Origin of the sequence: Staphylococcus sp. NWU MK-U1 (genome assembly GCF_033283505.1) — a bacterium.
Lineage (GTDB): Bacteria > Bacillota > Bacilli > Staphylococcales > Staphylococcaceae > Staphylococcus > Staphylococcus haemolyticus.
Map to the genome: position 1 here is coordinate 147,203 of NZ_JAVSMG010000001.1, position 15,479 is coordinate 162,681.

The 15,479-nt window shown below is 35.7% G+C and carries 17 protein-coding genes; all 17 read right to left on the bottom strand.

The genetic code is table 11. The features are described from left to right. The 17 genes from SBL16_RS00730 to SBL16_RS00810 all read right to left on the bottom strand — a co-directional run bounded on the left by SBL16_RS00730 (window position 1) and on the right by SBL16_RS00810 (window position 15,476). Entirely contained in the window at window positions 1-1,875 is a 1,875-nt protein-coding gene (locus SBL16_RS00730) for a M14 family metallopeptidase (protein ID WP_317952319.1), read from the bottom strand. Beyond that, a complete protein-coding gene (locus SBL16_RS00735; protein WP_317952321.1) occupies window positions 1,868-3,202 on the bottom strand; it encodes a phage tail protein in 1,335 nt (444 codons plus the stop codon). The genes SBL16_RS00730 and SBL16_RS00735 overlap by 8 nt, the downstream gene beginning before the upstream one ends. A gap of 10 nt (window positions 3,203-3,212) precedes the next feature. Further along, window positions 3,213-4,160, bottom strand: a complete 948-nt coding sequence (locus tag SBL16_RS00740) for a phage tail domain-containing protein (RefSeq protein WP_107611339.1) — start codon at window positions 4,158-4,160, stop codon at window positions 3,213-3,215. A 12-nt stretch (window positions 4,161-4,172) separates the two neighbouring features. Then, complete coding sequence (locus SBL16_RS00745) at window positions 4,173-7,949, bottom strand: phage tail protein (RefSeq protein ID WP_317952325.1); 3,777 nt, start codon at window positions 7,947-7,949, stop codon at window positions 4,173-4,175. A 4-nt stretch (window positions 7,950-7,953) separates the two neighbouring features. Continuing rightward, entirely contained in the window at window positions 7,954-8,310 is a 357-nt protein-coding gene (locus SBL16_RS00750; RefSeq protein ID WP_317952327.1) for a hypothetical protein, read from the bottom strand. Between the two features lie 41 nt (window positions 8,311-8,351). Continuing rightward, complete coding sequence (locus SBL16_RS00755) at window positions 8,352-8,720, bottom strand: tail assembly chaperone (RefSeq protein ID WP_242279016.1); 369 nt, start codon at window positions 8,718-8,720, stop codon at window positions 8,352-8,354. 65 nt (window positions 8,721-8,785) lie between these two features. Next, entirely contained in the window at window positions 8,786-9,331 is a 546-nt protein-coding gene (locus SBL16_RS00760; RefSeq protein ID WP_317952330.1) for a phage major tail protein, TP901-1 family, read from the bottom strand. A 45-nt stretch (window positions 9,332-9,376) separates the two neighbouring features. Beyond that, complete coding sequence (locus tag SBL16_RS00765; RefSeq protein ID WP_107638560.1) at window positions 9,377-9,766, bottom strand: hypothetical protein; 390 nt, start codon at window positions 9,764-9,766, stop codon at window positions 9,377-9,379. 10 nt (window positions 9,767-9,776) lie between these two features. Next, window positions 9,777-10,136, bottom strand: coding sequence for an HK97-gp10 family putative phage morphogenesis protein (locus tag SBL16_RS00770; protein ID WP_317952333.1), 360 nt, complete (start codon window positions 10,134-10,136; stop codon window positions 9,777-9,779). Beyond that, on the bottom strand, window positions 10,136-10,438 hold the full coding sequence (locus SBL16_RS00775) for a hypothetical protein (RefSeq protein WP_317952335.1): 303 nt from the start codon (window positions 10,436-10,438) through the stop codon (window positions 10,136-10,138). The genes SBL16_RS00770 and SBL16_RS00775 overlap by 1 nt, the downstream gene beginning before the upstream one ends. Beyond that, window positions 10,435-10,764 carry a phage head-tail connector protein gene (locus SBL16_RS00780; protein WP_317952337.1) on the bottom strand — a complete coding sequence of 110 codons (330 nt, stop codon included), beginning with the start codon at window positions 10,762-10,764 and terminating at the stop codon, window positions 10,435-10,437. The genes SBL16_RS00775 and SBL16_RS00780 overlap by 4 nt, the downstream gene beginning before the upstream one ends. A gap of 1 nt (window position 10,765) precedes the next feature. Beyond that, window positions 10,766-11,035 (bottom strand): hypothetical protein, encoded by a 270-nt coding sequence (locus SBL16_RS00785; protein WP_107611346.1) that lies wholly within the window; start codon window positions 11,033-11,035, stop codon window positions 10,766-10,768. A gap of 22 nt (window positions 11,036-11,057) precedes the next feature. Further along, window positions 11,058-11,999, bottom strand: coding sequence for a phage major capsid protein (locus SBL16_RS00790; protein ID WP_107611347.1), 942 nt, complete (start codon window positions 11,997-11,999; stop codon window positions 11,058-11,060). A 15-nt stretch (window positions 12,000-12,014) separates the two neighbouring features. Continuing rightward, window positions 12,015-12,626 (bottom strand): DUF4355 domain-containing protein, encoded by a 612-nt coding sequence (locus SBL16_RS00795; protein WP_317952340.1) that lies wholly within the window; start codon window positions 12,624-12,626, stop codon window positions 12,015-12,017. Between the two features lie 250 nt (window positions 12,627-12,876). Next, window positions 12,877-13,026 (bottom strand): hypothetical protein, encoded by a 150-nt coding sequence (locus SBL16_RS00800; protein WP_199186099.1) that lies wholly within the window; start codon window positions 13,024-13,026, stop codon window positions 12,877-12,879. After that, entirely contained in the window at window positions 13,023-13,973 is a 951-nt protein-coding gene (locus tag SBL16_RS00805; RefSeq protein ID WP_107634551.1) for a minor capsid protein, read from the bottom strand. The genes SBL16_RS00800 and SBL16_RS00805 overlap by 4 nt, the downstream gene beginning before the upstream one ends. Before the next feature lie 6 nt (window positions 13,974-13,979). After that, window positions 13,980-15,476: a phage portal protein gene (locus SBL16_RS00810; RefSeq protein ID WP_317952347.1), complete on the bottom strand. Its 1,497-nt coding sequence runs from the start codon at window positions 15,474-15,476 to the stop codon at window positions 13,980-13,982. Between the last annotated feature and the right edge of the window lie 3 nt (window positions 15,477-15,479).

The following is a 15,479-nucleotide window of genomic DNA, read 5'->3' on the forward strand; positions in this document are numbered from 1 at the left end:
CTATTTTTTAGTAATAATTTCATTACGCACATCATAAGCCGATTCATAGTTAGGATAGATTTGCTTGAATGTTTTTTCTTTTTGGTTACCGTATCCAGTTGATGTAAACGCTTGGAATGCATTGTGCGAACCTGTAGGAATAAATTTAATATTTTGAATAAGTTGCTTAATATGGCAAACACCTTCCGAACGTCTAACTTCAACAGGACACATGACTTCTGCTGTTCTATGAACGTCACTCGGTGTAATACTAGACATTTGAACAGGAGCAATCGCATTTATAGGTATTGTGTGAATACCTTTCGGAAGTTTATGTTCCGTTTTAAACAATTGACGTTCATCAGATTTTCCATTACCACTCCATGGATTATAGTTTTGTACTACCATTGGACTTACACCAAATGTTGTGTCTCTATCAACTTCCACTGTAATAGAACCATTCATTTCAACAATGCCATTTGCTGTAATATTAAAACGTTGTTGCGTCATTAGCATACGTTGATATTTGTTAGTGGCTTTTAAACTAAATGTTTGAATACCTTTATTGTTGTATCTGTCACTATATACAAACGTTTTAGCAAAAGCTTCGTTCGACGTTCTACCTTGCCCGCTTGTATTTGTATGCATTAATCGGATAATGATATTACCTAAGAAATTGACTGAACGCCACATTTCTTCTGCACCACGAGGTTTACCGGCACGCCCTTCATAAATTTCCGGTAAATATGACGTAATGTTTTTCTTAATACCTACCCAGTTAGAGAATGATGACAATGTACTAGATCCCCATGTAACAAAATCACCGTGATTACTCACATCTTGCATGAATTGAGTCATAATATTGTGGTCTTGATTAGAAAATCTTGGATAGAATAAACAATAATCTGATACTTGAGATACAATATTATGACAATCAACATGAGCAGTAATGTGGTTAAGTCCCTCAACCAATTTTTTCATGTTTTTAGACTCTTGTTCGCTGAATGGCGCTTTTCCTTTAAAGTTCTTACCAGTTGAATTTGTACCTTTTCCAGCTTTCCAGTTATAATCAAAGTTTCTGTTAAGGTCTACATTATTAACATTTTCTCGGTTATCATTGGCAAATCCATGTGGATTAATAATAGGTACACATACAATTCTTACATTTTTACGAATGTAAGCTAAATGTGGATCGGTATGCCACTTGTTTACAACCAAATCTAAGAAACGACTATTCGCATAAAACGCACTATATTCGTTACCGTGAATACAAGATGTTAATAATAGCGTTTTAGAATAATGTTGTGGCTCAAATGTATATGAGTAAACACTATATTCACCTGATTGGTCTTTACCAATATAAGTTTTACGACAATACTCGTTATCTACAAATTTATCGTAAAAGACTTTTAAATTTTCTACTGGCTCATTGTGTAATGGTGTTTCATTTTCACCACGCATAGCACCTTTAATGTAAGGTGGAGTCCATAGGTATGAACTATCAGCAGCAACATTCAATTCTTTATCTAGGTCAGTTCTAACTAAGTTAAAATCGTATTCTAATCTATCACCTAATGTTTTTGACACTTTACCATCCATACTTGCTCTAGCATCAATGATTTCTTGTTGATCATTAGCTAAAGTAGGAACTAAAAATGCTCTCATTCTAGCATCTAGCCAGTTTATAGAGTCTTTTACACTTCTTGTTGAGCCATCAGCAAATGTATGTTGGATTTGATGTGATTGATGCGCTTCATTATCAACAAAATTATGTCGATGCAATTGATCTTCCACGTATGTTACCATGTCACGAAAAGCTATGAAGTTAAGCTCTAGTTCTCTTACGTGTCTAGCGCTAAAAAGCGTATCAATTTCAGTGTATATCGTCTTACGCATTATCGCTGACCTCCTTAATTTTTAGATTTCCATTTTCGTCAATGTATAATTCTTTATCGCTTAAATCTATGACAGTACCGTCTACTTTTTTAGCAGTTAATTTCGATGACGCGTCGATAGAATCTAGTTTTTTCTTATCTTCTGGTGACATCAAACCAGCTTTATCAGTAGAAGCATTACCTTCGTTTCTCATCTCTATTGTTGTAGCTAAGACGCTTGATGTTTTGGCACTTGTTGAACGGTAATCTCTAACAAATGCGCCACCACCTAATCCACCAATAGTATTAGCTGCAACATTGATACGATTCATATACCTGTCATAACGTCTGTATTCACCTAATACTACCTCTTGTTTAACGATTTCGTTGTTTATATCTCGTTTTGTCTTAACTTCAACAATGCGTACTATTTCATTTAGTCCTAATACAGAATGGCGTATCTTTACCAAGTCGCCAACTCTAGGGTTGGCGTTTGGGTAATACTTTTTAAGTACAATAAAATCTAAACTGATCGAACGTTTGATTGAGTCATCTATAACCTTTTGTAACTTGCCCTTCATTAATTCTTCATCTTTAATACGACCATCTTTAATAGGTTCTGCTTCATATTTTCCAATGTCTTTCATATCCGGATGTTCAAATTTCATAATCAAACCAGCACCAGTAATACCCTGTTCATCTGTATAATCGCCATACCCAACACAATACGTTGCCATATCGCCAGTATCTTCTTCAACTTTGATATTATTTGCGTTGATTTCATCATCTATGATGTAATCGACTTCTTTTTGATTATAAGGTGTAAATACAAACGTGTATTTTTTAGTTTTTTTATCAAAATCAATGTAAAATTCTAAATCCCAGTGAGACATAGCTTTTTTGATAAGTTCTTCTACTGTTTCACCTTCGCCAGCGTTTTCAAATTCTGATGAAGGTAATTTATCTTCTGTCACTTTATACTCTAAATCAGTAGGACCAAAGGCTATATCTAAGAATTTCTTAGCAGTAAAACTACCATTAATAGGCGCATAGATTCTACGTCGTTTAATAGTATCTATCGGCTTATAACGACAAGAGACCGTCACACGTTGTTTAGTACCATGCGCTTGACGGTCAATTAAAAAAGCTAAGTATTCTTTTTCGTCGTCCGGTCCTTCTACTCTAGACACACTCCATCGCTTATCTATTGATCTTACTACTTCGTAATTATAAGCATCTTCAAGTAACTCAAACTGTAATACTGCTTCTGAACTGTTTTTGTCAGTCCAATTTGTAGTGGTATTGACAAACTTGCCACGACCACGCTTTGGACTTATTAATATTGGCAATTTGCAACACCTACTTATAATAAAATTTCATATCGAATTTAACCGATTTAACTTGTTGATTAAATTCAAACTCATTCCATCCATGACGGAACTTCGGCTGTGAACCAGATACTTCATAACTTAATGGCGTACCATTTTTGAATGTTTGCACACCATCATACTCAATCTTGTCACCTTTTTTCATTTTGACATTGCGAATCGTCATAACATCAGAATGCGTCATGGTAAAAGTAAAGTTTTCTGTATCTTCCCCTAAGATGATTGTTACTTTTTTATACATATTGAATTGGTCGTTATCTGCTGTGCCATGATAATAAATGGCGTTATTCCAAATATTAGTAAATGAGTAGATACGTGAACCATCTTGTTCGTCAAAAGGAATAAGCATATCATTCGACCATAACTCTTTATCTGGTCGTTTTTCTAAGTCAAGAGACGTACCAATACTTTCAGCGAATGGAATTTCAGTTGTTTCAAATACTAAATCGAAACTAATTTTCTTGCCATTTTCATCTGGCACGATAACATCAGCATTTTTAACTTTATAACGTTTACCATTTACATAATAATTGTCGTTAAATTCTTCGTGATCTAACACAAGATTGTTATACTCGCTTATTTCTTGATAATCATTTTCTAATGGCTCAATAAAACGATAATTTAAAGGGACTGTTCTTCTTAACTCTCTTATCCACACTTCTTCAGTGGAATTAGTTAAGTTGTAGAACTCGTCCCTTAATCTTGCGTTATCATTTAATTTTGTAGAATTTACATGACACTTAACGTTTATCTTACGTTTGCGATACTGACTACTTAAAAGAATACGACCACTTGTATTTTCTTTTGTTTCGTAGTTATCTTCAATTTCCATACTTTCGATAATTAGATCATCGACGACAAAACCGAAGTCGCCCAATGTATACTTTTCTCCATTTTGTTTTTTGATTTCTAAATCCATTGAACGACCTCCTTAGAATGTGAATATTGCATCACGATTTGCATTTTGTTCGTTGACAATCGTTGCTAACGCTTCATTGTTAACGTCCATTTCAATACGAACTACACGTTGTGATGGATTTGTCTTGATATTGTGTGTATGTTGCACTTGAGCGTTCATATTAGCGTTTACTTTCTTCATGTTGGCAGTTATGTCTGGAATGGCTAAATTACTATTAAACGCGTCTGTAATACTATTAGCCATGCTACCCATGCCACTGATAACATTTTTACCTTCTTTATTAATTCCGATGCCTAAACCTTCCATAGTCCATACACCGTATTGTTTGAATAATTTTGAAGGTGAACCGATGTGTAAGGCGCTTTTAGCAGCATTAACCGCACCCATTACTACATTTTTTGCAGCAGATGCAACTTGTCCTGCCATTGCTTTAATACCATTAATAAGTCCCATGATTAAATCACGACCAACAGAAACCATATGACTTATAAAGCTACGAGCAGCATTTACAGCATTAGATACGCCATTTCTTACAGAACTAACAACATTTGACATACCACTTATTACTGCGCTTACAATTCCGGACATTGCAGAACCAACTGCGCTAAGCATGTTAGAAAAGCCACTTGATACAAAACTAACTGCTCTTGATACCGCGTTAGTAATAAAACTAACGATTGATGACCAAATGCTTGAAATAAAGCTAGAAATGGCACTCATGATTGATGAAGTGATACTCATTAGCGACGACCAACCACTTGATACGAACGAAATGATGCTTGATACAATCGAAGTGATAATACTAACAATAGCTGACCAAATAGCGCTTATGAATGCAGAAATTGCAGACATGATTGCGCTTGTTACTGATAAAAGTAAACTCCAACCAGCTTGAACGAAACTTACTATACTTTGAACCACTGTTGTAATTACAGTAACTAATGTAGTCCAAATTGTTTGTGCAACTGTAACAAGCAACGTCCAGAAAGTTTGAGCAACTGTAACAATGGTTTGCCATATAGTTGATAAGAACACACCTAGCGTTTGAACTACTGTAACGATTGTAGTAACAATCATTTGCCAAATTGTGGAAGCCACTGTGACCAAAGTCGTCCAGATTGTTTGTGCAGTTGTAACAATAGAAGTCCATAAATTCATTAGGAATACACCTAATTGAACGACAACTGTTAATACTGCGTTAACGATTGCTTGCCAAATTTGACTAGCCAGACTAATTAATGGTTCAAATATTTGAGAAAAGCCATTCACAATATTTTGCCATGTTTGTTGTAAATAATCTCCTAAAATTTGCCAAATATTTTTAGCCATATCTACAATGGCTTGCCAAATATCTGCGCCGACTTTTGATATAGTTTCCCATGCACCAGACCAATCACCAGCTAAGATTTGAAGTAACGCAGTAATCGTGCCAAGAATGACTTCCATAGCTATTTTTACTATCGCTTTAATAACTTCCCACGCTACTTTAATAACATTAACCATTGTGTTAAATGCTTGAGATACCATAGGTGTTAATAATTTAACTGCTGTTTCGACTACTTTAACAATAATATCCCATGTATTTTTAAAAATTGGTACCAATGGCGCTAATATTGATTGTGCTTCATTCCATAAATCTTGTAAGAACCCGATAACTGCATGAATAGCATCTCCAACTGCACTAGAAATAGCGTTCCATGCGTCTGTAACTGCATCTCTAACTACTTCAGATGAGTTCCACAAAGCAACGAATACAGCAATTACTGCTACAACCGCTGCTATTACTATACCTACCGGACCAGATAACGCTGCAAGTACACCGCCTAAACCTTCTATAACGCCCATAACGATACTAACTATTCCACTTAAACCACCAAATGTTGAAATAAGAGGAATTATTACTTGATTTACGAATATGAACGCTGGTGCTAACGCCATTAAAATACCTGCTAATGTTGCTACAATTCCCATAATCATACCAATAATAGGATGAGCTTCTGTTAGCTTTCCTATAAATTCAGTTATAGCTAACGCCACATCTAAAACTACTGATGCTAATGGAGCCATAGCTACACCAATATTAATAAGAATATTAATGATATTACCTATTAATTGAATAAGTTTAGGTCCATTCTCTTGGACGTATTCAATAAACTTCTTGAATCCATCACTTTCGGCAATTGTCGCACTCCATTGTTCGAATTGTTTAGCCATATCTGCTAATCCTTGTAATACAAGATGAGTGTTAGGAGCAAATGCTTTCATTAAGTTGAAGATACCTTTAAATGTTGAACCGAATATCTGACCTATTAATGGCAAATTCTGTTTAGTATATTCGATGAATGACTTAATTGCGTTTTGTCCTTCAACTGACTGCGCCCACTCATTAAATGCTTGCCCCATTTTCTTAAAGCCTTGTGATACCCATTCGGCTAATGGAGCAATTTGTGTAAGTACACTAACTAAACCACTACCAAATGAGCCGGCAGCATCTAACATATTGTTAAATATTCTTACGCCAGTTGTACCCATCATCTCGAAGAACTTCTGTGCTACTTGTGAGTTTTTAGCCCAATTAAGCATTTTAGCACTTGCTTGTTCCATTCCTTTAGATACACCGTTGATAAAAGGTGTAAGTCCAGCTAACGCAACTTTAGCAGTATCAATCGCATTTGCTAATGTATTAAATATCTGTGCTTGGTTTTGTTTGATAAGATCTGCCCATGCACCTTTTAAACTTTCTAATGAAGCCTCGTAACGTTCAGTTTCTCTAGTTGCTTCTAATGTACCGTCTGATAACATTTTTAAAGCACTGATGCCCATAGCACCAAATGCTACTACACCAGCACCTGCTACACCAAATGCGCCAGCTACACCTAAAGCACCACCAGCAACTACGCCTAATGCGTTCAATACTGCCATTAATGCTGGTACGACGCTTGCTATTGCTGGAACAAGTAACGAAATGTTAGCAAGCAACGAACCTTTAATCATGTTACCGAAGACAGTTCCGAATGATCTGATATCGTTTGCTAAGCTATCTAATGAATTACTATAATCTTCTAAACCTTTGTGTAGTTGTTTGAAGAAAGCTATTGCTGGATTACCGTCAACATCAAGCCGAGTACGATGTCGGTTAGGGATAGAACGTAGCATAGCTTTGAACATCTGTATTCTGGAGGTTGCGCCCTTCATATCTACATCAATAGTAGCTTTAGCACGTTGTCTAGCGAAGTCGTTCAATTCGTGTTTAGCACGTTTTATTGCTTCTCTTGCTCTAGTAGCATCTGCTGTTAATTCAGCATCGTAGTTTTTATTAGTAATTGCAGATAAATTAGTTCGTAAAATATCAAGACGTTTCATTGCTTTTGAAATATCCGCCGAAATATCAATATCAGAGTCTTTGTTATCTACATTATCAATGTAACGTTCTAGTGCTTCTATATTGGTTCTAGCACGTTTTATATCCGCTGTTAATTCTGCATCTGCATGTAAATGGTCGAAACTGTTCACTATACCTTTAGCAGTATTCACTTGTTCTTGTACTTTACTAAAATCTACATCTAGTTCTGCATCTGCGTGAGTATTATCGAAACTTTTAACACTTTCTTTCGCTGCTTTAACTGCTTTCATTACACCAGATGAGTCGCCATCTAATTTAGTATCTTTGATTGACTCTTGTGTTTTCTTGAAGTTTTGAGCCACTTTCTTAGCGGATTGAATAGCACTTTTAAACTTACGTGTATTCGCCTCGATTTGCGCTTTAATACTATAATTTGCTTCTGCCACGTTATCACTCCTTTCTTAAAGAATTGTTGTGATTTGCAATCATTTTGAGCAAATCAGATGGTGCGTTAACTTCTTGCTTAGAGTCTGAACCATATTTAATGGCTTCACCTTTATTTAAGCGCTTGATATTTTCTTCGTAATCTATGATGTCATTTGCACTTTTGAATACGTACTCAACTTCGCCTTTTTTACCACCACGTTTTTTACGTTCAGCTTGTGCATCACGTATAGCAAAGGCAAGTTTGTACATTTCCATATCTTTATCGAGTTGCTCATATTCATAAGCCCACATACGATAGTTAAATTCAGTCAAAGTCATCATTTCTATGCGTTTCAAGTCATATATCTTGAGTTTACTCATACATAGCACGATAATCTTTTCGTATGTTAAAGGCTCGTTTTCTATTTCTTCTTGTTGTCTTTCTTCGCTGTTTTGAATCTGTCTGGCACTAGGCTTTGGGTTGAAGGTCTCTTTCCCAGTGTCTCCACTAATTCTTCGGCAAATTCTACTAAACCTTGATTTTCAGCAATATCATCTAGAACATCTAAAACATCGTTTTCAGTAGGATGTTTTTTATGATGTGATGTCATAGCGATAATGTATTCACCTAAAGTAATTGGATTTCCTTGTAATACAAAAGGAATTGTAGACTGTAAGCCCATTCCAAATTTCATTTGTTCTGCTTCAACACCTAATTTTCTATCAATAGCATTTAATGCTTTAAATCCAAATGATAATTCTAATTTTCTACCGTTGTAAGTAATTTCCATAATTTAAATACCTCACTTATTTTTTATTTGCGCAAATAAAAAAGAGGGGATATTTCCCCTCATGTTTATACAGTTTCAACTTCTGTTGGTTGTGGAATACTTTCAGCCAAACCGTCGTCTGCTGGATCAGATGCAACAGTATCGTGGAAGCCATAAGCAGCTTTGTCTGCTTCGATTGCTTGCGGTAATGTAGCATAACCACGTTGTTTTTTAAGATAAACACCAAACTCTGTTTCAAATTCAGCAATACCGTCTGCTTCATTAGTGCGAGTGATACTATTCCAGTAACCTTGTCTATATTCAGCTTTGTACTTACCTTCGCTATTTTGAACACGCTTATTGATTACCCATAATTCATATGGCGTATCATCTTCTGTTGCGTCTTCGATTTCATCGCATAACGTGTCTTTTTGGTCCATGTAGCAATTGATTGTTACAGTAGACTCTAATGTACCACCAGAGTTAACAGAGCCATCAAATGTAGCTTCTGTATCTCTATCTTTTTCAGTTTCACGTTCTAACTCAGTCACTAACATTACTTTGTTAGCATCTTTTCTATCGCCTAATTTACGAATTAAAACTAATTCATCAGTACCCTGTTTTGTTGGCATAAGTTGAATACCTCCTAAATTTTTGTATTAAAAAAGCAAGCCTATTTAATGGCTTGCGTACTCTACACTTATAGTTGTATGTGACAACGTTTGATTAGTTTCTTGTTCTGTACTTTCATTCACACTAACTTGTGGGAGTGTCAATGTATATCCGTCTAGTTGTATCTCATCTAGCAGAATTGACTGAACCTGCATATAAAGTTCATCATTCTTACCTTTATCGTCATCTTTACACCAGATATGGATAGTTGCAGTAGGACTGCCACCGTAACTGTCAAAAGTTAAACGATTGATATCGTCTTTAATATCTTGAATAGCGATGAATGGATAAGGTAATTCTTGGTTAAGTTCGCTTGTGCGAATGATAGGCACGCCAAGTTCTTCAAACCTTGTATAAAGATAATTGAACAATTGTAAATTCACTGATTGACGCATCGCATACCTCCTAACCGTTAATTAATCTTTCGAGGTCTGCTCTGACTTTTTTAGTGAACTCTTGGTAGACTGGGAACATAAATGTTTCTGGTTCCATGTATCTGGTTCCATATTCAAGGAACCCACTATAACCTGCTTTTGAAGTGATACCATACTTGAGATGCCCTTCTTTAGCATCTTCAACCATTCTAGCTAAGTTACCAGTCCAATAACCTTTGTTCATTACTTCTTTAGCACTTTTAACTGTATCTGCACTAAATTCAATCGCATTGTTTTGCAGCACTTCATCTACATCATCATCAATATCATCGTACATTCTGTCAAAATCTCTGATTAAATCGTCGAAATCTCCACCACTCTTAAAACGCATTACTTAACCTCCTCAACGTAGAACACTGTATCGTGTTCATAGTCAATTCGTTTTGTAATCTGATACTTAACATCATTGATATAAGCGTGTGTCACAGTAGGATGAAAACGACCGTTTAAACGTATAACATTAATGTCTTTGTTGATGTCTCCGTATTGCACCACTGTTTTTTGTGGACTTAATGGACTGATATTACACGGTATTGCATCGTAGCGCTTTTCGTATGTTTCAGTTTTGCTTGTTTTAGGGTTATACTTTTCTTTCGTTTCTTTAGCAAACACGACTCTCTTGTTATATCTCAATAGAAAATACCTGTCCCACGTTTACCTGTTGTTCGTGGCGTATATTGATCTATTACGTCCATATATTCGTCAAAGTCGTTTGCTTGAAACGTATTAGAACGCCCATCTACGCTTTCCTGCGTCATACCTTCTGCGCCAACACGATTAAAGCGCTTGACTGCTACTTCTTCGACGATGTATTCCAATCTATCTGGAACTTCTTCGATACCGATAGGAAGTAAGCTAATCAAACGCTTTTCAGTGTTATCTATTATTCTTTTTAAAAGTTCATCTTGAACATTATCGTTAATAGAAAGTAATAGCTTAACATTCTCTAATGTAGCCATACTATCCCTCCAATGTGTCTAAGATGTCTGCTTTTGTATCTTTTTCAGATACTTCAATACCATGTTTATCTGCAATTTCAATTAATTCTGCTTTTGTATTCTTACTATCCATAACTAACTTAATATATTGTTTATTATATTTGTTATCAGCATGTAGCAATTGAGTAATACGTTCATCTGTGATGTCAGTAGGGTAAATATCGCCCACTTCATATGGTTTGTTATCTTCTGCATCAACAAACGGTCGCACTACTTCGTATGAATAAGCCATGTGTCAGACCTCCTTAGATTAATTAGACAGTTTCAGGTTCTGGTGTACTTATTTCAGGGTTAGTAGTTGCACCTTCAGTTAATTTAGCAAATGCATTATCGTCTGCGATGTGGAATGCAACGTCCATAGTCACACGTAAAGCGATTAATTCTTGTTCGAATAAGTTTACTGGACTACCATCTTCATTTTGCACAGTAGACAACTGACCATCTTCTGAAATTTTGTAAGACATGTTGTAAGGAATACCGTAGAACATCTTATTAAAGTCCCCAGCGTATAAATCACCTTTTTTAATTTCATCAGATTTTAAGTCAACTACTGGAAGTCCGTCCAATGTATTAGAAGAACGATCATAATAACTTTCATTAGTATTTTCGTCACGTACACCACGTAAAGCTGTGCGGTTTTGTGTTTTAGATAAGAAAGCATTAGCTTCTACATCATGTTCTAATAACTCATCTTCTAACGCTAATACATTTTCTAAAGTAATAGGACCATTCACAACATTACCTGAAGTTGTTACTGATTGTTCTACTGATTGAGCAAATGGGTTGTCAACGTTTAATAAGCCAGCTTCATCAAATTTCTTATAAAATTGCTCAGCGATTTGCGGTTTCATTGCTTCGAAGAATTGTGAGTAAGTATAATTTAAGAACTCACGAGATGCTACGACAATTACACCTAATTTATGAGAACGCATTTTAGCACTTACTAAGCTAGGTTTAGTAGTTCTAATTTTTTGACCTTCACCAACCCAGTAAGCGCCTGGTTTATCTGCCCAATAAGTAAATTCTTTTTCAGATTTACCGCCCATATCTTCATATTTACCTAATTGCATAATCTTCGAGTTTTGTAAAATATCTAAAAGGATAGGTTGATTAAAGTCGTTTAATAATTCGCCTTCCTTATGTTCATGCATCATTACATGATCTGGGTTAAATACTTGTGGTTTTACATCTGCCATAGGTTGATACCTCCGTTATTTTATAATTCTATTTTCATTAGCAAGTTCTTGAATCGACTTTCCGCTTGTTTGACGACCGCCAAAACTACTACTTTGATTGCTCGGTGTAGATTGTCGAGTAACTTCTTTCACTTGCTCTTGTACTGCATTGTCAAAATCAACTTTGATTTCTTTCACAACTTCATTAATCTTTTCTACATCTTCTAAATGAATAAGTGACGTTGCGAATGAAGTAGGTAAACCTTTATCTTTAAGATCACTCTCAACATCAGATTTAAGTTCACGTAGTTTAAACTCTTTTTCCTTTTCAGCTAACGCTTGCTCACGTTCTTCAATTTCTTTGTCACGCTTTTCTTTTTCGGTTAGTTTTGCGTAGCTTTCACCCTTTTTTCTAGCTTCTTCACGAGCTTGTTCTAATTCTTGCTGGTGCTTACGCTCACGTTTCTTCAATGCGCTGTCTACTGCTTTACTGATAGCCGAATCTACTTCATTCTTTGTGTAAGTTTCTTGCTTCTTATCGTCATCGTTTACTGACTTTTTATCGTCATCTTCGTTAGTGTTTTGAGAATCGCCTTCGTCTTCTGCAAAAAACTGTAAATTTAATTTGTATAAGTCATCTTTAATCATTTTTTATCCTCCTCATAAACGTTAAGCACTCGAATTTACCGCATAAAAAAAGCGCCCCAATCAGTCAATTAAGCCCGATTAGTGCGCTAGATTTATTTTGATAGGGAAACAAGTTTCTTAACCCTTATAATTAGTTATTAGTATGTTTATGAGCAGTTTAATGACTTACTTAGGTCAAGTAGCTAACGTATGCTACCAACGAGATAATTGGATCACCATTTTCACGTTACGACTTCTCATGAGTACCACCTCAAATAAAGTTTTTAGCTTCAAATGATTTCTTTTTATCTTGCTTAGGTTTCGCTTGTGCTTGGTTACTAGGGTTTGTATCATTCAGACGCTTCAGTTCTACATGAATGTGTTCTAAAGCATTGGCGATACGATTAAGCGCATCTGTCATTTAACCACACCTCCAAAATACTTACCTTTACGTTCTTCGAAGAATTTATCACGCCTATTTTCATCAACGTGCGGAACGACCGCACTACGACAAAATGGGTGCATAGGTGGAGCATTTACGCCTGGCACCATGTCTTTTACTTTAAATGTTTTATCATTCAAACTTCTACATGTTTTCGTAGTCTTACTATCCATTTTTGCTACAAATTGATATTCAGCATCTGCACCGTGTTCTTCTAACATATGACGTTTAGACGCTAACGTTTGTACTCTTGCAGTTTCAGTAAGTAACAAGCGTTTCATGTTGTAAGTTGTTGCCCCAGTATCTTTGCGTAAATCTTTCACAAACTCATAAGGATGTCTGCCACGTAGTAATACATGACGTGTAGTCTTTTGTACGTGTCGCCTTACCACGTCCATATCTGACCAAAGTCTTGTACTCCACTTATGCCCTTCAAACGGCGTGAATACGATTGTTTTAACATCATTGATAGATACTTGGAGCGTTTCTCCTAAGATACCTGCTTGTTGCTCTAATGCACGATAATAAGCACTTTCCATGTAGTTATACATAGATTGTTCTATCTGAGCATATGCGTAAGTTACAATAAGTCCTAATTGCGCTTGTAGTAACTTCTCACGACTTACATACATCTTAGTGTTGTAGGCTCTTAATTCTGCATTAGCCTTCTCACTAAAATCTTTATTCTCAACATATTGTTTCGCTTTCTGTTGGAACATTTGAACATCTACTGCATCAATTTTCTTCTTAGCCTCAATAAATGAAATACCTTCATTAATCGCATACCTTGTATAAAAACGATTGATCTCATTTTCAATATCTTCATTCATCTCATCGACAATACGTTGTATCTCTTGAGCAATTTCATAATCTGATTTACTTTCTTCATCAATGATTTCCTTTGCTCTATCTTCCCAGTAGGACATAGACTATCACTCCTCAATATCGTTTTGGTTGTCTATACCCTGTCTGTTATACATACGTTCATCTGATTTTTGAAGTTGTTCATCTTCTTCATTTTCGATACGTTCTATTTCTTGTTGAGGGTTATCTATAAATGATACTAGCGACATTAAGGTTTGATTACTTAGTTCTCCACCAGCTTGTAAGTACATATCCATTTCATCTTTAATCGACTTAGGAATGTTACGAGTGAATGTAAATGTAAGGTCACGAATAGCATCACTATTTAACTCACGATTGATACTCATAATTTGACCGATTAATTTGTAACGCCTACGTAAACCTTTTCGGAATAAACCTTCTTTAATTGCAGTACGTTGTTCTAATCCGAATAATTTATATTTCATAGCTTCACCTGATTGATTGCCTGAGAAGTTCTCATCGGTCATATCTGGTGTGTTAGTAAACATGTGAATATTACGACTAATTCTATCTTTATACGACTCAACGCCACTCACATCATATTCCTTATAGATATATCTAGCATCTACATTACCCTCAGTCGTTCTCTCATCCATATTTGTGTATTCAGGTGGGACTAAGTGGAATACATTCGCATCTTTTTGTAACTGTGCTGTATTGCTATCTAATTCCATATTACCGATAACAAGTAACATCGCATCGTTTAAATCGCTCATGTAGTTAGCTGTATCTGATTGTGCATTGTCGTATAAGTCAATGAGTGGAATAACTTTCTCAAAGTCTCCACGACGCTTTTCATTATTGCTAAACTCTGTGATTGTCACTTTGCCGAATGAATGAGCTTCTGCTGGTTTACGTTCTTCTAATTTTAAATTAGTAGATTTATTTGCAATAAAGAAGTGTGTAGCAAACGGTGTAATGATATCCACATTATAGATATCAGTATCTTCATATTCTCTTGTTGCTGTTTGCCAATATCTCACTGCAATTAAGCTATTTTGTTCAATCGTATTATCGTAAATCACAAATGTATGACGCGGATCAGATTTATACAATCTCACTTCATCATCTTGATTACGGATAATGTACTCATAAGCACGACCAAAGATGGATAAGTCCAAACCGATTGAACGGTTGTGTGTATCAATGTCATTTAGCTTATGTAGTCCATTGATTGTTTCTTGTGTGTGTTCATCTTCTGACTGAACTTGTATCGCATGACCGAAACAATAACCATTAATAAAGTCTGCGATGTATGATGCAAAATCATGTGCTGCACGATTATCTGCTAAGTGTTTTTCTCTACGTCTACGATTGCGCATGATGTTAAAATTAAGTCCCTGATAGTAGTCGTCTAACATTTGCAATCGCGGGGCTTGCGCCTCTAAATGATGCTCGATACATTCACTAATAAAATCATAGTCATCTAATATATCACTCAACGTACCATCATAACGATATGTTTCTACTGCGTCACGTCTGTATATCTTATCTCGATGTTGACGATATTCAGCATCTCTTTCAAATTCATTTACTTTTAACAAGCG